The organism is Flammeovirga sp. SJP92, from assembly GCF_001583495.1.
GTDB lineage: Bacteria > Bacteroidota > Bacteroidia > Cytophagales > Flammeovirgaceae > Flammeovirga.
Window position 1 is genome coordinate 696897 of the sequence record NZ_LQAQ01000061.1, and the last position, 19962, is coordinate 716858.

The window sequence follows — 19962 nt, forward strand, 5'->3', positions numbered from 1 at the left end:
ACTGTAGGCCATAAAAAAAGTGATTACCATCTCTGACAACCACTTCCCTTTACAATTTATTTTAATGGATAATTACTGTTTATCCAGATCAAAAAGATCACTAATGATTTTACCCATCTTCTGTCCTTCCTTTTTATCAATATTGGAAGTAGTTTTCAATTGAAGTACCGGAATCTTAACAATCTTGTTCAATAAATTCTTAGTGATTTTATCTATATTTTTCTTCTCCTTAGAGCTTAATTCCTTTTCGTATTTCTGAACCTCCCTGCATCTAATATCCTCCAAAGTACTCTTCAAACCTTTAATGATGGGAGAATATTCCATTTCCTGCGTTCTCTTATTGAACTCTGTCAATGAAGCTTCAATGATAGCTTCTACCTTAGGAATAGAATTAAGACGTTTTTCTAAAGCTTTATCCGCTCTTGCATTGATATCATCAACAGTATAAACTAATGCTCCAGGAATTTTTTCTACATCAACAGCAACTGATCGAGGCACTGAAAGGTCCATAAAGCATTTGAAAGCCAAGATATCCAATGATTTTACATTATCCGCATTGAAATAATCAGCAATTGGTAGAGACGAAATAATAACATCAGCTTCTTTTGCTGCTTTCCATAATTCAGAAAAATCTCTTACCTGATAACCTGTTTCAGCCGCCAACTCCTCTGCTACAGAAAGTGTACGGTTCATGATCGTCACATCTGTAATTTCAGTATTCTGAAGGTTTCTTACAGCATCAGTACCAATTTCCCCTAATCCTACAACGAGGATCTTTGGATTAGAAACATCTGAAGTGATTTCATCGATCATTTCCACTGCAGCATACGATACGGAAGCGGCACCATCTCTGAATTCAGTTTCAATCTGCACTCTTTTATTGGCATTGAAAATAGTATGCATCAAACGGTGAAGATATTGCCCTGCCATTTCATGATCAGCAGTCCATTGGTAAGCCCTTTTCACCTGGCTTGAAATCTGAATATCTCCTACCACTTGGGCTTCCAAACCCATGGCTACTCTAAACAAATGCATTTGAGCATCAGAAGATGAAGACATTGACTCAAAATAATTATAAGCTTTTTCCTCTTCCACCTCCTTAAGTGAACAAATTTCTTTGATAATATCTTTAGAAAGATCCTCTTCCGCCATGTAATAAGCTTCCGTACGGTTACATGTAGAAACCAACAGCAACTCGTTCACACGTTCATCATTTTGATATACCTTCAGAAGGGATTCACAATCTTGTTGAGAAAGTGAAAACTGTCCCCTCACATCTAAAGGAGTATTTTTGTATGATAATTTTACGGCTTTAAAATCTTTCATTTATTAACTTAATCTATCAGTAAAAGAGCTGTATTACTTTTAACTATTAAAAATAAACGTTCAACTAATTTGTTTTTCAGAATGTATTATAATCAAAAAAACACATTTTATCCATCAACTCTATTTACAAATTTAAAGATGTTTCAAAAAAATTATAAATCTATTAGATAAGATTACCAATTTATATTGTAAATCAGGCTATTCGGATAGAAATCAAGCTCTGGGAAAGAGAAATTTTGAGAAAAATTAAGCATTTTCAATTGTTGCCCTTTCATCTCCCCTTCAATGCACCTTCCACTGAAGTTCCAGACTGATTGTGTTTTTTCATCTTTGAAGAGATTTCCTTCTTTTGTAAAAGTAAGAGACTGCCCATCATGAAAAGTAGAATAAACAGCAACAGACCCTATCTTTTTATTGCTTTTAATATCTCTACCTTCTAGCATTGAAGTGGATGCGTTATCATAAAATACTGCAATGTACATATCCAAAGGCTTGTCATTGATCACTCCTCTCTTCTGTACATCTTCCAATGGATAAATCACGTGATCGTTTAAAAGTTCAACGGCCACAATCCTTTCCATTGGCATCAGTCTTTCACTTGGCATATAATTCAGATAGAGTGGTTTTTCTACCAATACATTATCATATCTATAATAAGGGTTTTTGCCATAAGGAAGCAATTCATCTCTTTCATTAAATTTCATCACAAGGCCGTACTTGTAGTTCTCATAGTACTGCCCCATTGTTATTCTTAATGAAGGATATTTCACCAATTCATGCCCTTTAAATGCTCCGGTGTAGCTTTTTCCGTTGTATTGTTGCCACCATGATTCAGACTGCTCATCATATAGGATAATATTACTCTTTCGGATCATTCCAGAAGGGCTTAAAGTCAATTCTCTTTGAACACCTTTATATTGAAACCTTCTTTCATAAACCTCCACTGCATCTGTCAGAGGACAATAAGTGATGGCAATTGGCATTCCTCCAATTCTATCATTAATTACTTGATGAAACATCAAAAAATCTAGAGGGTAAGCTTTAAATTCACGCCCTGCCGCTACTACCACTACGTTGGCTTCTTCTGAATATTCTTCCTGAGCACTTTCCTCATTATAGAATCTAGGATTATCTATACTCTGAAATGCCTCTCTTGGTACTAGCTTCTCATATTCATACAAAGAAATAGATGAATTGTCTACGTTGGTAGCCCACTCACTTTTTACCCCTACTCTATTGATTTGTGCTGAAGAAATGCTCACCACTCCTAGCATTAAAAACAATAGTATTATTTTTTTCAAAAAACTCATCTATTACTATTAGGTTTAATTCGTCACCATCAGGGTAAGTAATTCTAATTTAAGATACCTACCTGCCAAGCAACAAAATTACAAAAAAAGCTACACCTTATAAAATCATTTTATCGTATTCTAGATGGTGTATCTCTTCCTGAAACTATTGGTTCTATACCAATGATAATTCCCTTTGTCACCTCAACAATATTTTGGAAGTCCAATGAGTTCATTTCATCGTTAACGGTATGATAATAAGAATCAAAATCAATATCTGTTGAAGAAACGGTATGAGCCGGTATTCCTTTTGCCGCAAACGAAGCGTTGTCAGATCTCATAAACAGCTGTAGGTCTGGGTAAGGATCTTCAAAAAAACTAAATTTCACTTTTGCTTTGCGAACATTTTTCTGCATCAATCTTCCTAAGTTTGACTTGTTATATCCTGTAATATATGCTTTTCTCTTTCCATTAGCAGAAGGCTTACCAATCATTTCAATATTGATTAGTGCAACAATATTCTTCAGTTCCTCATCAGACATTTGTTCCGCCATATATTTCGAACCTACTAATCCAATTTCCTCAGCCGTAAATGTGGTAAATAAAATTGTTCTAGCATAAGCTCTTCTTCTTTTGGCAAAATATTCCGCAATTTGAATGACCGCTGAAACACCTGAAGCGTTGTCATCTGCTCCATTGGCAATTGAATCTTCCTGTACAGCATCTAAAATACCGATATGATCATGATGTGCTCCAATCATCACTACTTCTTTTGCTTTTGAAGTACCTTCAAGTTTTGCCATCACATTTCTCATCTCCACTTTTTTCACCTCCTGCTTGAAATCTACAAGTACTTTTTTGAATTTGCTTAAAGCAGATGCTGGAGGAACTACCCAAATGATTGCCTGCTTTGAAGAAACATCTTCTACGTATTTTTGATTAGCACTTTTAAACTGAAGCATTGCTAATTCTTTTTTATGTTGATCTGATCTTACCCAAACCATTGTTACGGCTGTCTCTTTCAATAACTCTTCACGGAACTCGTTTAATGATTTCCCTGATGGAATATCCTTTACCTGAAGCTCTTTTGCTTTTTTTGAATAAATCTGCTCCAAGTTTGTATCAACAAAAAACTGATCTGAAGCTATATTTTCCTTATTAATAACCAGGTTATTATTCTGCACAACTTTCTGATATTTTGTCATTACCTGAAAGTAAGACCCATCGTCTCCTGCAGGCTTTAACCCTAATTTTTTAAACTCATTGCTAATGTAATCTGTTGCTAGCTTTTCACCTTCACTTCCTGCCAATCTGCCTCTTAATGCATCACTGGATAAAGTGTCAATGATTTGGGTTGCTCTGTTAATAGTCTGTGCTGAAGTTACTTGATAGGAACCAATCAGTAGTATAAATACCAATCCACGAATTGTTTGTATTATTCTCATGAACTATGAAGATATGTTAAGTTTTTCCCTAATGAATTTAACTGTAAGAAACTTTTTTAGGGGGTTTGTGTATTAATGTTGTGTGGCGTAATTCAAAAAGAATTACTGTTTTGCGGTATAAAAGTAAATGAAATTTTACTAAAATCTAAAGTATCACATCATGAAACAATATACAGAAGAGGTAGATAGTCTTTTTAAGGAATTAAAAAAAGCTACCGAAAGTGAAAAAATATCTGATTTAGAAAGTTCGATTATTGAGATATGGCAAAGAACTGAAGATCCGTTCTTGGGTGACGTTATCGTTTTAGGCGTTGAACAGTTAACAAGGGAGAATTATAAAGATGCAATTGCTACTTTCTCACATGCTTTAATGTTTAATAAAGAACATGCTGAGTTATATAATAAAAGAGCTGTGGCTTACTATATGCGTGGTGAATACAACAAAGCACTGGCAGACCTTCAAAAGGTATTGGAATTAGAACCAAGGCATTTTGGCGCACTTTCAGGTTTATGCAACATTTACAGGGAGATCAAATTAGAAGTGCACACGTTGAGAACATTAGAATTGCTATTGAGAATTATTCCCAACAAAGAAGGTTTATCAGCTCAGGCATATACTTTAAGGCAAAAATTAGGAAGATAATTACATTAGACCAAAGTTACTTCCTGTGCGTCCTTTTTACTTGGATCTGGTGCATTAGGAGGTAAAATAAAAATTCCAGGAGGCAAGTCTAAGTCTGGTTCTTTTGGAGCTGTTGGCCATCCACCATTGTTATCATCATCATCATTACCAAAGGAAGAACCTCTTGAAGAGTCTTCTTTCATTAGGTAGGTTTTGTAAAATGACCATATAGCAAGACCAATTGAAAGGTACATTATCAATAATAATAAGTGAATGTACTCCATAGAATAGTTGAGTTATTTAATTAATTGATGTTTTCTTAATTAGGAATTTGTAGAAGCAACACACCATAATTGTAACTGTGTGCTTGAGTTCTTAATTTAAATATATTTACAATTAAAAAAAAGAGGTGTTTCAACAAACATCTCTTTTTTTTTGATTTCTAGGAGTATAAGTACTTATCTCAAGTAAAATTTTTTATCGTCAATATATTCTTGAAGCTTACTCAATTCTTCTTCAGGAGTTATGTCTTCAATATTTCCTTCTACCAAACTTGCTCCTACTCTTTTATCAATAATATTCAATACTTTGTAGGTTCTCCATATTGGAGCTTTCTTGACTTTCACAATGTCACCTACGCTCACTTTCTGTGAAGGTTTTGGTACTTGACCATTTAATAACACTTCTTCTTTCTTACAAGCATCTGTTGCTACGGTACGAGTTTTAAAAACACGTACACACCATAAATATTTATCTATTCGCATTTTATTCGTTTGGGTAATTTACTTTTAGCAATTTCCCTTTTTCATAAATTTCTTCTTTTTCCAAGTTACCACTTTCATCATAGTATTTCCATGATCCAAGCTTTTGTTCCTTGTATTTTTTTCCAATTTCTCTCAAAGTACCGTCTTTATAGTACTTTTTGACCATACCATAAATGTTTCCTTTATCATAAGGAATTTCATGAAGCACCGTTTTTCCATCTTCATGATACTCCAATCGGATACCTACAATTCTCCCTTTTCTGTATCGTTCTTTAGTCAACAAAACACCATTCTGCCTGTATATGAAAGCTTCACCTTCTTCAAATCCTTTTTGGAAAATCTTCACTCCTTTCAAGTTGCCATCTGCATAATAAGTCTTCCATTCTCCATTTTTGACTTTCCCCAAGTAATTACCTCCTGCTTTTAATACACCTGAAGGGTAATACTCTTTTGAAGTATGAACAGTACCATTTTTTGTATAAACATCTAAGAGTTTCACAGTAGTACCATCTTCATAGAAATCTTTCTGTTCTCCCTTTTTGATCCCTTTAGCGTAATTATAGATCGCCTTTGCATTACCATCATGATAGAAAAGTTTTGTAATACCATGCATTTTTCCTTGTTGCATGTGCCCTTCTTTAAGTAATACTCCTTCTTCAGAAAACTCCCTAAAAACACCTTTTTGATCTTTCCCCAATGCTGTAATCATTTCTGACTTCAACTTCCCATTCTCATAGTAGTTTTTATAGTTTCCTGTTGAATGTCCTTCCACCAGTTTTTCTTCAGCCATCAAAATACCACTTGGATAATAGGCTTTTCTCAAACCATGTTCTTTATTCTTCTCAAAGGGGATAATCTCTTTTATTTTTCCAGACTCATAAAACTCCTTAGACTCCCCTTCCAATACGCCTTCAATGAACTGACTTTGTTTCTTGATATTGTTTGTTTTTGGGAAGTAAGTATAAAAAATTCCATCAATCAGTCCTTCCTTGTAATTCCCTTTTTGTACTAAATTTCCTTCAATATCAAAAACCTCAGTCAGGCCATTTTTTTTCTCACCTAACATTTGGGAAACAGCCTTTTTCTCTCCTGTTGGATAGAATTCTTTCCAAGTACCTTTCTTAATATCATTTTCAATTTGAAGCTCTCCTGATTGGTAATATTTTTTCATTACACCCACCATCTCGTTGTTTTTAAAACGAGCTTCTGTTTTCTTCATTCCCTCTACATAATAGGACGCATACGCCCCTTCTTGCCGCCCATTTTTATAATGCGTCACAAAATGTGGCTGACCGTTTTCATAAAACTCCTGAAAAGTACCATGCAATACACCGTCTTTATAATAAGACTTTACAATAAGGTTATCAGAACCAGGAAAAAATCTTTTGTACTCACCATCTATTCGAGTTGAATCACCATCTATAACATAAAATTCCTCTGCTACAATTCCAGCCCAGTCATCATAATAGGTTTTAATTAGGGTCTTATTCTTTGATTGTCCTATTACTTTAAATGAAAAAAAAGTAAATAAAAGTAGAAGACACAAAGATTTAATTTTGATTGTTTTATTTTTAGTATCCATTTAGGTATTTGAGATTTTTCTTACGGTACAAAGATCAATTATCATTCCTATAATGACAACCTCATTAAACCTTTTTAATTCATACAGGGCCATTTATGTTTCTTAATATAACAAATCAACAATTTGACAGTAATGAAATCAAGCAAGGAAATTTTACGCTTGAGGGAGATGACTTTGTAGACAATATTTTAGTTTTTTGTTTTGAATGGCTCAATGGCAAAGAGGAGTTCACACTGCAAACTTCTGGCAGTACGGGTACACCTAAAAATATTACAGTGACCAGAAATCAAATGATTTCGAGTGCGACTGCCACGACCAAAATATTGAATTTAAAAAGTGGTGACAATGCATTATGTTGTCTTAATACAGACTATATAGCTGGCAAAATGATGATTGTGCGTTCGTTGGTGGCGGATCTGAATCTATGGATTGTCCCTCCTTCTGCACATCCTTTCAAACATCCTTTTCTGCCTCAATTTGATTTTGTTGCTCTTGCTCCACTGCAAGTACAAAGCAGTTTGGATGTCTCCCAAGAACTTGAACAGCTTCAAAATGTAAAGAACATTATCATTGGCGGTGCTCCTATTAATTCACACCTTGAAAAAATGATCATTGATTTACTGACAGAAACAAAGGTATATATGACATATGGAATGACTGAAAGTGTTTCTCATATTGCTCTTAAAAGCATTTCAGCTAACAGTGATCAACTTTATCACACTTTAGAAGGAGTGAGTATAGGTCAAGATGAAAGAGGTTGTCTACATATCATTGCTCCTATGACGGATTACCAAAGGATTCAAACCAATGATGTGGTAAAATTGGTAACCAGAGATACTTTTGAGTGGCTTGGGAGAGTGGACAATATCATTAATTCTGGTGGTGTGAAAATTCAAGTGGAGAAGATTGAAGGTGCGATTGCAAAGATTTTGGAAAAAATGGATTATGCTTCTGTCAATTTGTTCATTGGTGGATTACCGCATGGAAGTTTAGGAGAAGAAGCAAATTTATTTATTGAAGGAATTACATTGACAGAAAGCCAAAAGAAGGTGCTGATTAATGAGTTAAAAGAACAGTTCACCAAATATGAATTACCTAAGAACATTCACTCATTAGGTACATTTGTAAAAACTGATACATTAAAAATAAAAAGAAAGGAAACAGTACAGCTTTTTTTAGAAAACTATGAAGGTTAGTATTATTACTCCAGTGTTTAACAGCGAGGCCTTTTTAGATAAATATTTTCATAGCCTCCTCAATCAGACTCATAGCAACCTTGAGATCATTTGTGTGGACGATGGTTCTACTGATGGAAGTCTCTCTAAACTTTATGAGTATAGAAAAAAATATCCAGGGCTGATCAAAGTACTCCGGCAGGATCACGAAGGTGTGAGCCAAGCTAGAAATAAAGCTTTAGACGAAATGAGCGGCGATTGTTATTGTTTTTTGGATAGTGATGATTGGCTATCAGACAATGCCATAGGATTGGCGGTACAACAACTACAAAAGGAAGATATTGATGCTTCACTCTTTACCTTGAATTATATTTACCCACAGTCACCTGATAAAAACTATACACTCCCTAAAAAGTACGATCAGCTTTTCAGTTCCAGTAAAATGTTCTCCGACACATTGGATTGGAGCGTATCTGCAACAGGCGTTTATAAATCTGAATTCAGGGAGTTGTCATATGCCTCTTCTGCCAAAGCAACATCATTTGATGATGAATTTCAAACAAGGAGAATGGTTTTAAAAATGAAGAATTTTAAAATCAATGATGGGGTGTATTTTTACAGACAAAATGAAAGTTCTGTCACCAATGAATTATCTATTGCATCACTTGGTAAATTTAAATTGCAATACAAAACAAAAGGATTATTACAAAAAAGAGGAATATATGAAGAACATGCCTTGAAATTTGAAAGGCAGTCTCTGATGATTTTCGGAAGTTTTTTTAAGAGATTCTATTTAAAAAAGCATGAGCTTACCAAAAATGAATCTTCTTTCATTGAAAAATCAATTCACTCTTATAAGCATTTTATTAATAGAAAAGTGTTGTTCCAAAATATAAAGCAACTCAATAATCAAGAGCGAACTATGTATCTTTTTTTATTTTTGCCTTTTGCCGTTCAGAAAATGATTATGAAATGGGCAAGTGCAAAACAAAAGCTTTAGCTATCACTGCTTGGACCTTCTATTGGTAAGGATATGGTGAAAGAAGTTCCTTTTCCTATTTCCGACTCTACTTTAATATCTCCGGAATGGTCTTGGATAATACCAAATGAAATTGACATACCTAATCCCGTTCCTAAGCCAACAGGTTTTGTTGTAAAGAAAGGATCAAAAATTTTGCTGACTGTTTCCTTATCCATACCTGATCCATCATCTGAAATTTTGATATAGACTGTTTTAGCATCATACCATGTCTTGATTGTCAGATTTCCTTCTCCCTTAATAGCTTGCTCCGCATTGTTTAGAATATTCATAAATACCTGATTGATCTTACTTTCGTTACAAACAACCGGAGGAATATCTGCGTAATCCTTATGAACTTCTACCCTGTCTTTTAGTTTATTATTCAATAATGTCAAGGAAGTATCAATGCCTTCTTCAAGATTAGCTTCTTTAAACTTCGTAGAATCCATTCTAGCAAAAGTCTTCAAATCCATTACAATTTGAGTTGTTCTGTTGGCTCCTTCCTCAATACCTTTTAACAAGTCACTAATTTCTTGAATGACAAAAGACACATCGTAATCTTCTTCAATTTCATCAATTACAGCATCTGAAGTATGCTTTTTCAACTCCGTAAAAGCTTGAATCAAATCTTCAATATCATCTTTTAAAGGAAGAACGTTATTGGCTACAAAGTTAATTGGGTTATTAATTTCGTGTGCAATCCCTGCCGTCAACTGACCAATAGAAGCCAATTTTTCTGAACTGACTAACTGATCCTGCATTTCTTTCAACTGGGATAATGTATCTTCTGTTTTATTTAATGAATCTTTTAAAGCACTGTTTTTACTCTTAATCTCATCACTCTTATGCTCTAATGCCACGTTTTGCTCCCTAATTTCATCATGAGCGTAACGAAGTTTTTCAGATTGCGTTCTAAGTGCCTCATTTTGTCTTTCAATGTGCTTGGTTCTCTTTTCTACCAACAACTCAAGGTGGTTTTTATGCACCTCCAACTGCTTTTGAGCGTCTTTTAGCTCTGTCACATCTACCAAGAAAGAGGTCACACCAATAATTTCTCCCTGCGTATTTCTAAAAGGGTTAAAGAACTGCTCAAAGTAGTACCCTTTAAAACGGTCTACAACTACAATATCTTCACCTTTAATACAACGGTCAAAATATTCACTTTGAAGGATGTTTTTATTGTTTTCTTTGATTTTGTCATAGATGTCCAACAAGTACATACCATTTTCCAGTTTGATACCTGTCAGCATTTCTGTGATCTTCATGAATTTATTATTACAGCTCAACAAGCGTTTATCGCGGTCAAGTGTATACATCATGATATAATCAGAGTTATCTAATATATTTCGAAGGAGTTCGTTGGTTTTCTTATACTCTTCTACTACAATTCTTCTTTGGTTTAATTCGTTCTTCCACTTGCTCACCATAAATGTCAGAGAAGAAGTAATAATCACCCAAAGCAAGAAAACCAATGCCATGGTAAAGTTTCTTGATTGAATAGAGCTTCTCAATACCGTTTTTAAAGGCACACGCGTTGTGATCACCCAAGGTTCAGTCATTCCTTGGATTTTAATAGGGAACAGCATTTCATAGTAACTCTGCTCCGTTTCACTGTTTTCTACAATTCTGGAAACCTTCTGATCGTTTCTCAAAGAAGCAAAAAGATAAGCAGGTATTCCGTCATTCATCCCAATATCCGCTTCATTGACAGAACCTACAATTTGTCCATTAGGTGCTGCAATACAAACGTAGCGGTTATCAAAATCTTCACTTTCCTCTATAAAACGCTGGAAGAAGGACAAACGGATAGAACTACCTACAGCTCCAATGAATTTTCCTTTATCAGTAAAAAAGGGCTGAACAACGTGTACTACAAACTTGTTATCGTCATCTCCATTTGTATGTTTTGGAAGGGTCACAAAAGACTCTTTTGAATTCAGAATTCGGTCTTTAAGAATAAAGTTTTCCCAGTCCAACTGTGTATGAAGCAATGTATGCGTCACCTTACCTCTTCGTGACACGTGCTCTTTATCAAGAAAAACAGGATTGTATAAAAGTTTACTGTTATCCGAACTATCAAATAACACCATCCACAAGGACTCTATATTAGAATAGTTCTGAACCGTATGATCCAAAAGTCCAGACAATACTTTATCCTTTTCTTTTTTATCACCTTTAATGACACGCATAGCATTGCCAATCATCCGCATTTCGGATAGCAATGTCTGCAATCGTGACTCAATGGATTCACCATAGCGTACTGCTCTTTCCTTGGTCACTTCAAAAGCCAATTTTTTCGATTGACTTCCTCCGTTTTCATACACTTTATAGCCTATGATCAGAAAGCAGAAAGTAGTTAGGGTAATTACCCACCATATGGATCTGGACTGTGAACTCAAATTTGGTGAAAGTTTTCCTGTTTTAATTTAATTGATAACAAGTGTTTGCAATGCCAAACACACAAAGTTACTTAGCAAATATTCAATTACATATAATGTTAAGTTTTTTTAGAGAATAAATTTATTCGCATAATAATGTTAATAAAAAAATGCATCGAAACGGGTTGAAATAAATTGTTAACAAAAACAATCAATTGAACGTAGTTCGAATGAGCAAAAAGGTTGTAAATTAGACATTAATCGAAGGATTATTTCTATAAATATCACCTATCCGTGATTTAAAAAGTAAGTATGAAAAAAGATTCGAAGCTATTAAAAATTCTCGATTATCTTGAGGCCAATGAAGCTAAAGAGACGAGAGACTATTATGTTCCTTCTTTATGGATGGGACAAGAACAGGGAGCTTCCCACCCTGTCAAAACTAACCCATTTACCTTCTTCAAGAATGCTATCAAGGAGATTACTTCTCCAACTGACGCATCTGTAAATTATAACCGTTCTCTTTCTACTTTAAGAAGCCAAATACATGGTTATGGAGGAGATTGGACTTACCAATCTGCATTCTACAATATTTTCCCAAGATTGACTACTGCTTATGACCATGACAATGATGGGCATGTAGGGTCTAGTCATCGTATGGATATCACTAGCAGTGATAATGGCTTTAGAGAAACAGGTACTTTATTAAAATGTATTGCAATCTTAAAATATATCAAAGAATTAGGATGCGATACTGTGTATATGTTGCCAATCACAAGTATTGGTGAAGATGGAAACAGAGGCGACTTAGGTTCTCCTTATGCAATCAAAGATCAGTATAAGTTAGATGAGAATTTAGCAGATCCACTCATTCCATTTACAGTTGAAGAGCAATTTGAAGCTTTTGTTGAAGCGGCCCATATGATGGGTATGAGAGTAATCATGGAGTTTGTACTTAGAACTTCTTCTCTTGGTGGTGACTGGGTAAAAACGAACCCTGAGTGGTTCTACTGGATTGACCGCCATAGAGCTCATGAATACCAAAGCCCTGAGTTTCCAGCCAATGAGTTAGCTGAAATCTTGAAAATCCCTAAAGGTGGCGGATTCCACTTCGCTCCAAGCAACGAGTACAGGTCATTATTTAAAAAACCACCTACGCCAGAACAAATTCAGGTACAAGACGGTAAGTATGTTGCCTACACTGACGAAGGTGAATTGATTATCCCGGGTGCATTTGCGGATTGGCCACCAGATGATATTCAGCCTGCATGGTCTGACGTGACGTACTTGCGTATGTATGATTTCCCTTATGATCATGCTCCAAATGATTATAACTACATCGCTTATGATACCATCCGTTATTACAACCCTGAGCTGGCACAGCCTGCACATGTCAATAGACCACTTTGGGATAAAATTGCAGGTGTAATACCTCACTACCAATCATTTGGTATTGATGGTGTGATGATCGATATGGGACACGCTCTTCCAAAACCTTTAATGGAAGAAATCATTCATGTTGCTCGTAAAAATGACCCTGATTTTGCTTTCTGCGAAGAGAACTTTGATGTGACTCAGGAAAGTAGAGAAGCAGGTTTCAATGCTGTATTAGGACATGAGTGGAGAGTAACCTCAAGAGAAAAAAGAGCAGGTATTCAAAGAATTGTTCAAGATTCGAGTGAGCGCCTTGCTTTACCTTACTACGGTACTCCTGAAACCCACAACACTCCTCGTGCAATGATGAGAGGTGGCGAGCCACACTGTAGAGTGACTTATGTATTGAATAAGTTCTTGCCAAACTCTATTCCTTTTATTCATCAAGGATTTGAATTATTGGAAGAGTGGCCTGTCAATACTGGTTTGAACTTCTTGCAGTCAGAAACAGATTACTATAGCCAACAAAGGTTACCATTGTTCTTCAAATCTGCTTTAAGATGGAACAATGACCATAACCTTATTGGATACATTAAATATATCAACAGTATTTATGATCACTTTGGGTGGTTGCTAAATAATGTACATTTAAGAGGTAATGAGAAATCTATGAAAATCCATTACCCAGACACTGCTTATGAAAGTGTAATTGGTTTTGAACGTTTTGACCCTTGGCATCCTGGACACAGTCTCTTGATTATTGCCAATACAGACTATCAAAACAGTCAAGATTTCTATATCAATGTACCTGGAACCAACAACGGTAAATATTGGGATTTCTTAGAAAAGAAAGACTATGAATTTGTCGACAACTGGCTTTCAGCAACACTTCAACCAGGGCAATGTTTAATCCTTGAATTGAAAAAGTTATTATAATCACCTTTTTATAGTAACGAACATAGGCTACTGATAATCAGTAGCCTATTTTTGTTTTAGACGTAATTATTACGGTTTACTTATGTTCACAGAATGTTATTTTCTTGTTAGTGTTTAAACATTACATTTGCTCCTTAATCAAACAAACAGGAAAATGAAAGTAACAAGTTATGTTGTTAGCTTATTAGTATTGTTTTTTGCTAATCAATCTTTCGCACAATCGCATTTCGGATCAGAAACAAATGAATCAGATCACATCTCTACAAAAACAACTATTCACCACCAAGAAGAAGAAAATTTTAAAAGGCACAAGTTAGCCATTTACATGGGGTACACTTATATCCCTCAAGCTATTCCAACTCATGAAGGGTTATTAGTCCCAACTTTCGGATTAGATTACACATTTAGAATTTCTGAAAAATGGGCCGTTGGGCTTATCAACGATATTGAGATTGCTCAATATATGGTAGAAGTCAAAAATGGTAGTGGCCATGAAGATCACGGTCATCTTGAAGCTCTAGAAAGAGAGTACGCTTATGTAGGTTCACTTGTTGTTTTTTACTCTCCATGGGAAGGCTGGAACATAGGTGCCGGACCAGGTATTGAAATTGAGAGAAACAAAAACCTTTTTGTAGGAAAATTTATCTTTGAAAAAGAGTTCAAACTCCACGACGGATGGGAACTTTCGCCCAATTTTCAGTATGATATAAAAGAAAAATTATATGATACTTGGACTTTTGGAGTTTCTATTGGAAAAAGGTTCTAGGAATGAAGATTCTTAAAGAAAAAGTTGTTAGTTTTGTTAAATAATACTAACAACTTTTTTTATGAAACAACTAAATAAAGGACTACTTATAATTGTCTTTTCTATTCTATCTTTTACCTCTATTAAACTAAATGCGCAAGATGTAAGTGACAACAGACTTTGGCTTCATTACTTTAACAGTGTCAGTTTATCAGACAATTGGTCTATAGATACTGATGCCGCTTATATGGCCATGTTCGACAAGCCTGTTGACAGATTTCAGATTCGCTCTGGTTTAAAAAGGAAGGTCAACAAAAATTTATCAATCAGATTTGGTTTAGGGTATTTTTATGTATTTGGAGAGGAAGATTCCAAACTTCATGAAATCAGACCAATGCAAGATTTTATTGGCACTCATAACCTTACTGCCGATAAGAAGTTATTCATCAAACAAAGACTCCGTTTTGAGCAACAGATATTTAGTGCAACACTAAATGAAACAGAAGAAAACGAAGTGGACTACAGAATGAGATATTCTTTCATTCTAAGAAAAAAATTAGAGAATTGGATTTTTGGTTTTGGTACCGAAGCTTTTATCAACCTTGAAAACAAGGAGGATAACCCCCTCTTTAATAAAAACCGTACGATTGCTCTCGTGAATAGAACGATAAGCAGTCATGTAAGCCTTGAAGCTCAGTACATAAGAGAAGATTCTTTTAGAAAAGGTCAAGGTTCCCATCATCATGCTGACTTGCTAAGAGTGGCAGTCAGACACAAAATTTAAGAAAGGTTATTTCAAAAAATAAGCCCCGAAAAATTAATTTCTGGGCTTATTTTTTTAAGCAAAAACTTCCTCGTTTTCCTCATGGGATTGTGAGAGGTCTTCTAAACTTGGATCAATAAAGATGTCATTCTCTAAAATCACAATGGGAGTTTTAAGTAACGAAGGGAAATCCCGCAAAGTTCGAAGAAGTACAAAAGCACTCATTTCAGTAAGATCTTCTGCAAAACATCTATACCAAGGTGAAGCGGTATTGATTAATGCTCTAGTTGGTTTTAGTTCAATATTCTCCATAATATGGATTAAATATTTTTCAGAAACAGGACACACATTGATTTCGATTTCACGAATAGCGTGGTTTTTGTTTCTGAGGTCATTGATGAAGAACTGTTGGTTTGGTGCGTTGCTGTCATAAATGACAATTGGGTGGTTGAGCTTTAAATGTGACATGGTGATGGGTTGTTTATTGGATTTTGTTTTTCTTTCATCCAAAAGTTAACGAAAATATGAACAATTATTAACATACACTGATCACTGCAACTTACTGACATTTATCATCTTACAACTGATTTAAGAAGCCAAGTATATTTATTCACATTGTTATCCTACAATTACTTTTTTTATAAAACGTGAAACAACACCGCTATTAACAGCATTTTTTCATTGTGCTCACAAAAAATAAAATCGAATAATTTTAAAAGTAAATTTTGACTCAATACGTATTGAACGTGAAAAATAGTTTTTAGAAATAGTTTTATTCTTTCATTAGTAAGTCAGTTTTGGATCAACTATATTCATCAAATTAATAAAAAAATATAACCTTTTCAAGTACATGAAATCACACTTCCGCCTACATGTTTTTTATGAAGTAGTTCAACGACAAAGCTTTACTAAAGCTGCTGAGGCACTACAAATATCTCAGCCTGCAGTAACAAAACATGTAAGAGCATTGGAAGAGGAATATAAAGTGCCATTGCTGGAAAGAAAAGGTGTGATTATTCATATTACTCCCGCAGGTGAAGTACTCAAAAGCTACTGTGAAAAAATCTTTGGATTAGAACGTCAATTAAAATTTGAGATTGATGCCATCAGAGAAAACCAAGGCGGAACAATACGTATTGGAGCGAGTACAACGATTGCTCAATATATCATCCCTAAAGTCATTGCCTCTTTCCAACAGAAAGTAAAGGATGTCAATATTGAAATTAAAAGTGGCAATACTGAAGCCATTGAAAACTGGCTGATCGATGACATTATTGATCTAGGCATGATTGAAGGTTCTCCACATAGAGGCGGGTTGAAATACATTCCTTTCCTTAAAGATGAATTAGTGGTAGTATGCTCTACAAAGTTTCATAAAGGACACAAAAGTTCATTGACTATAAAAGAGTTTTTGAAGAAGCCTTTTGTGATAAGAGAACAAGGAAGTGGCACTCGAAAAATCATCAAAGATGCTCTGGAAGACAAAGGACTTCATGAAGATGATCTTACCATTGCCATGCAATTAGACTCGACAGAGAGTATCAAAAGATATATTGAAGCCTCTCCAAACTATGCACTTTTGTCCATTTATTCTATTCTTGAAGAATTGAATCGAGATCAATTACAAATTATAGATTTAGAAGATTTTGAAATCGACCGTGATCTTCATTTTGTAATAAAGGAAGGTGGTTCTATTGGGTTAGGCACCACTTTTATGGATTACGCAATGCTCCATTATAACAAAAAGTTATAGACTATTCATTTTCTTCATTCATTTTGATGTCAATACTTATGACATTTGTATTGTTATCAAAAGAATATGAAAATGAAAAAGTCTAATCAAAGTAACAAAATTGTATATGTCGTTTTAGCCTTATTGACTTTAACCCCATGGGTAACGCCAGCCATGTCATTATTTGCCGGAATTATCTTTGCCCTACTATTCAAAATACCTAACCCAACTCTCAATAAAAACTTAAGTAATAATTTAATGAAATGGTCAGTTGTTTTCCTCGGCTTCGGTTTAAATGCCGTAGATGCTATGAAAACAGGAAGCGAAGGATCATTAATTACCTTTAGTAGTATTGCTCTGACATTAACCTTTGGTGCTTACATCGGTAAAAAGCTTGGTTTGGATAAAACCATTTACCGATTGATTGCATCGGGTACTGCTATTTGTGGCGGTAGTGCCATTGCTGCTATGGCTCCTGCTTTAAAAGCCGATCAGCATCAGATCTCAGTGGCTATGGCTACTGTATTTATCTTGAATGCTGTTGCACTAGTGGCCTTTCCTGTGGTTGGTGAATACTTTCAATTATCACAAACACAATTTGGATGGTGGGCTGCACTTGCCATTCATGATACAAGTGCCGTAGTAGGTGCGGCGGCCAAATATGGAGAAGAAGCTCTTCAAATTGCAACAACAGTGAAGTTAACAAGGGCATTATGGATTGTACCTATTTCACTCATTGCCGCATTCTCACAAAAAGGGAAAATGAGCTTTAAAACAATGCCTATTTTCATTTTAGGTTTCATTGTAGCAATGCTAATCAATTCTTATGTACCAGGGGCTGAAGCTTTTGCTCCATTATGTAAATTCATTGCTCACAAAGGTCTTTCATTAGCCTTATTTACTGTAGGTTGTACAATGGACGTATCAAGTGTAAAACATGTAGGTACGCGACCTATGTACCAAGGTATTGCACTTTGGGTCATTGTTTCTTCAATATCATTATACGCTGTAATTCATCTCTTTTAAAGAGAATTAGCCCAATATCAAATCCCTGCAATAGTCTTATTGTCAGGGATTTTCTTATATTTATAGGAGTACCAATTAAAAGCAACCCAATCATTATCAATGAAAAAAAAGTACCTTCTCTTTTCAATCTTCATTATTCTAATTACCCTCATTGTATTTCTTTTTTCTACAGGCCATAAAAGACTTGAAGAGTTTGCTGCTCAGTCGCTCAAAGAAGTGGCTCTCGGAAAAAATGGAAAAGGCTATTTTGTCAACTTTCAAGAGTTCACCATTGAATGGACCAACAGTAAAATAACAGCTACGGGTATCAGTATCATTCCTCATATCAATCAAGAAAAAGATAGTTGGGTAAACGGCACTGTTGACACTTTAATGATCGATTTTTCGAACCTTTATCTTGGTGCTCTTTCTAAAAATATTACGATTGATAATTTTAGAATTGTACACCCTAACTTCCAGTATTTCTGGAAAGAAACTCCTACAGTTCAAAAAAAGAAAAAACACAACCCTATTCCAAAGTTTGATGCGCTGAGAGCTCGTTTATCTAAAATTGGCATTCATTCTATCAGTATTTTAAACACGGAGTTAAACGGCTATATGGTAACCAACAACTACCGCCATCTTCATATTTTTCATACCACACAAAACTTTGTAATTGAAGGATTAAAATTCAATTTAGATTCTATTGATAATAAAAATAAGGTAGTAGACCTTGAAAAGTTCTACTTCTCCTGCGGGCCTACTTTTATGAGGGGAAATAAGGATTTGTATCAATATAAATTTGATACTCTTTTCATCAGCAATCAAAGAGACTTTTTCAAATTGGGCGGAGTAAAGCTATCTCCTCAATACAGTGATGAAAGTTTTTTTAGGATAGTAGGTAAACAAACAGATCGGTTTATTGTAGAAATAAAGTCAGTGGAAGGCCATGGATTATTAGAAAAAGAACTTTTCAATCAGGACCGCTTTCACCTTGAACAAATTACAGTAGATTCTCTAAGAGCCAATATCTACAGAGATAAAAACTATGATGAGGATAGTACTGTAATTAAAAAATTGCCACACCACATGATCAAAGAACTTGATTTTCAATTAGCTATTGATCAACTGGAGTTAAAAAACAGTCAACTTACTTACCAAGAAAAAAGTAAAGAAGCCGATCAAGCTGGAATTCTTCCTATTACGAATATTAATGGTGTTATTACCGATATCAGTAACTCCGACGAAAATATCATTCAAGTCGACCTATCTGTTAAGCTTTTGGATAAAGCTAATTCAACGTTACATATCGATGTATTTTTAGACCAAAAGGAACCGTATTTCATGAATGCAAAAGGTCATATAGATGCTTTTTCTCTATTAGCCCTCAATCAATTCACTCAACCGAATATGGGTGTTCTTTTTCAGAAAGGACAAGCTACAACCATTGACTTCAATGCTCAATTAAACGATTCTATTGGAAGAGGGAACTTGGATTTTTTCTATCAGGATTTAAAAATTAAAATCACTGGAAAGAATGACAATAAATCAAATGTGATAGAATCTATTGCTGGGTTTGCCGCCAATAACCTAGTCCACCGATACAATTTGAAACAAAGAAAACCAAGACACGGTCCATTGTATTACAAACGTACTCCCTATAAATCATTTATACATTACCTGATTCATACCGTAATGTCTGGTGCTCAAACCGCTGTAATTGGTACTTATGGGCAACTCCCTGATGATGAAAAGAAAGCCTATAAACACAACAAAAGACAAAAAAATAAGAAGACGCATTAACT

The 19962-nt window shown here is 34.9% G+C and carries 18 protein-coding genes; 10 read left to right on the top strand and 8 right to left on the bottom strand.

Features of this window, described 5'->3' with window-relative positions; translation table 11 throughout:
- Positions 1-72: 72 nt before the first annotated feature.
- The 3 genes from hemA to AVL50_RS15640 form a co-directional block, all read right to left on the bottom strand.
- Positions 73-1326: a glutamyl-tRNA reductase gene (hemA, locus tag AVL50_RS15630; RefSeq protein WP_062617407.1), complete on the bottom strand. Its 1254-nt coding sequence runs from the start codon at positions 1324-1326 to the stop codon at positions 73-75.
- A 173-nt stretch (positions 1327-1499) separates the two neighbouring features.
- On the bottom strand, positions 1500-2627 hold the full coding sequence (locus AVL50_RS15635) for a DUF3179 domain-containing (seleno)protein (protein WP_172826851.1): 1128 nt from the start codon (positions 2625-2627) through the stop codon (positions 1500-1502).
- Positions 2628-2746: 119 nt separating this feature from the next.
- On the bottom strand, positions 2747-3820 hold the full coding sequence (locus tag AVL50_RS15640) for a M28 family metallopeptidase (RefSeq protein WP_371259039.1): 1074 nt from the start codon (positions 3818-3820) through the stop codon (positions 2747-2749).
- On the opposite strand from AVL50_RS15640, the gene AVL50_RS33840 reads away from it, so the two are divergent.
- Together AVL50_RS33840 and AVL50_RS15645 are read left to right on the top strand one after the other, a co-directional pair.
- The gene (locus AVL50_RS33840) at positions 3814-3873 is read left to right on the top strand and encodes a hypothetical protein (protein ID WP_371259040.1); all 60 of its coding nucleotides are present in this window, start codon (positions 3814-3816) and stop codon (positions 3871-3873) included. The two genes, AVL50_RS15640 and AVL50_RS33840, sit on opposite strands and share 7 nt — an antisense overlap.
- A 347-nt stretch (positions 3874-4220) precedes the next feature.
- Positions 4221-4703 (top strand): tetratricopeptide repeat protein, encoded by a 483-nt coding sequence (locus tag AVL50_RS15645; RefSeq protein WP_062617410.1) that lies wholly within the window; start codon positions 4221-4223, stop codon positions 4701-4703.
- Positions 4704-4708: 5 nt separating this feature from the next.
- On the opposite strand, the gene AVL50_RS15650 is transcribed toward AVL50_RS15645, so the two are convergent.
- From AVL50_RS15650 to AVL50_RS15660, 3 genes are all read right to left on the bottom strand, one after another.
- Entirely contained in the window at positions 4709-4885 is a 177-nt protein-coding gene (locus AVL50_RS15650; RefSeq protein ID WP_157491350.1) for a hypothetical protein, read from the bottom strand.
- Positions 4886-5140: 255 nt separating this feature from the next.
- Positions 5141-5446 (bottom strand): RNA-binding S4 domain-containing protein, encoded by a 306-nt coding sequence (locus AVL50_RS15655; RefSeq protein WP_062617412.1) that lies wholly within the window; start codon positions 5444-5446, stop codon positions 5141-5143.
- Position 5447: 1 nt separating this feature from the next.
- A complete protein-coding gene (locus AVL50_RS15660) occupies positions 5448-7028 on the bottom strand; it encodes a toxin-antitoxin system YwqK family antitoxin (RefSeq protein ID WP_062617413.1) in 1581 nt (526 codons plus the stop codon).
- Between the two features lie 95 nt (positions 7029-7123).
- On the opposite strand from AVL50_RS15660, the gene AVL50_RS15665 reads away from it, so the two are divergent.
- Entirely contained in the window at positions 7124-8224 is a 1101-nt protein-coding gene (locus AVL50_RS15665) for an AMP-binding protein (RefSeq protein WP_062617414.1), read from the top strand.
- Positions 8214-9203, top strand: a complete 990-nt coding sequence (locus AVL50_RS15670; protein ID WP_062617415.1) for a glycosyltransferase family 2 protein — start codon at positions 8214-8216, stop codon at positions 9201-9203. The genes AVL50_RS15665 and AVL50_RS15670 overlap by 11 nt, the downstream gene beginning before the upstream one ends.
- Here AVL50_RS15670 and AVL50_RS15675 read toward each other — a convergent pair.
- Positions 9200-11623 (bottom strand): ATP-binding protein, encoded by a 2424-nt coding sequence (locus AVL50_RS15675; protein ID WP_082795846.1) that lies wholly within the window; start codon positions 11621-11623, stop codon positions 9200-9202. The two genes, AVL50_RS15670 and AVL50_RS15675, sit on opposite strands and share 4 nt — an antisense overlap.
- A gap of 291 nt (positions 11624-11914) precedes the next feature.
- On the opposite strand from AVL50_RS15675, the gene AVL50_RS15680 reads away from it, so the two are divergent.
- From AVL50_RS15680 to AVL50_RS15690, 3 genes are all read left to right on the top strand, one after another.
- Positions 11915-13912, top strand: coding sequence for an alpha-amylase family glycosyl hydrolase (locus AVL50_RS15680; protein ID WP_062617417.1), 1998 nt, complete (start codon positions 11915-11917; stop codon positions 13910-13912).
- A gap of 154 nt (positions 13913-14066) precedes the next feature.
- Positions 14067-14678, top strand: coding sequence for a hypothetical protein (locus AVL50_RS15685; RefSeq protein WP_062617418.1), 612 nt, complete (start codon positions 14067-14069; stop codon positions 14676-14678).
- Between the two features lie 61 nt (positions 14679-14739).
- Positions 14740-15441 carry a DUF2490 domain-containing protein gene (locus tag AVL50_RS15690; protein WP_062617419.1) on the top strand — a complete coding sequence of 234 codons (702 nt, stop codon included), beginning with the start codon at positions 14740-14742 and terminating at the stop codon, positions 15439-15441.
- A 54-nt stretch (positions 15442-15495) separates the two neighbouring features.
- Here the strand turns inward: AVL50_RS15690 and AVL50_RS15695 are convergent, their stop codons facing one another.
- A complete protein-coding gene (locus AVL50_RS15695) occupies positions 15496-15888 on the bottom strand; it encodes an arsenate reductase family protein (protein ID WP_157491351.1) in 393 nt (130 codons plus the stop codon).
- 382 nt (positions 15889-16270) lie between these two features.
- Here AVL50_RS15695 and AVL50_RS15700 point away from each other — a divergent pair, with 382 nt between their 5' ends.
- From AVL50_RS15700 to AVL50_RS15710, 3 genes are all read left to right on the top strand, one after another.
- Positions 16271-17173: a LysR family transcriptional regulator gene (locus AVL50_RS15700; RefSeq protein WP_062617421.1), complete on the top strand. Its 903-nt coding sequence runs from the start codon at positions 16271-16273 to the stop codon at positions 17171-17173.
- A gap of 72 nt (positions 17174-17245) precedes the next feature.
- Entirely contained in the window at positions 17246-18178 is a 933-nt protein-coding gene (locus AVL50_RS15705) for a YeiH family protein (RefSeq protein ID WP_063850742.1), read from the top strand.
- A gap of 99 nt (positions 18179-18277) precedes the next feature.
- Positions 18278-19960 carry a DUF748 domain-containing protein gene (locus AVL50_RS15710; RefSeq protein ID WP_062617423.1) on the top strand — a complete coding sequence of 561 codons (1683 nt, stop codon included), beginning with the start codon at positions 18278-18280 and terminating at the stop codon, positions 19958-19960.
- The last annotated feature ends 2 nt before the right edge of the window (positions 19961-19962 follow it).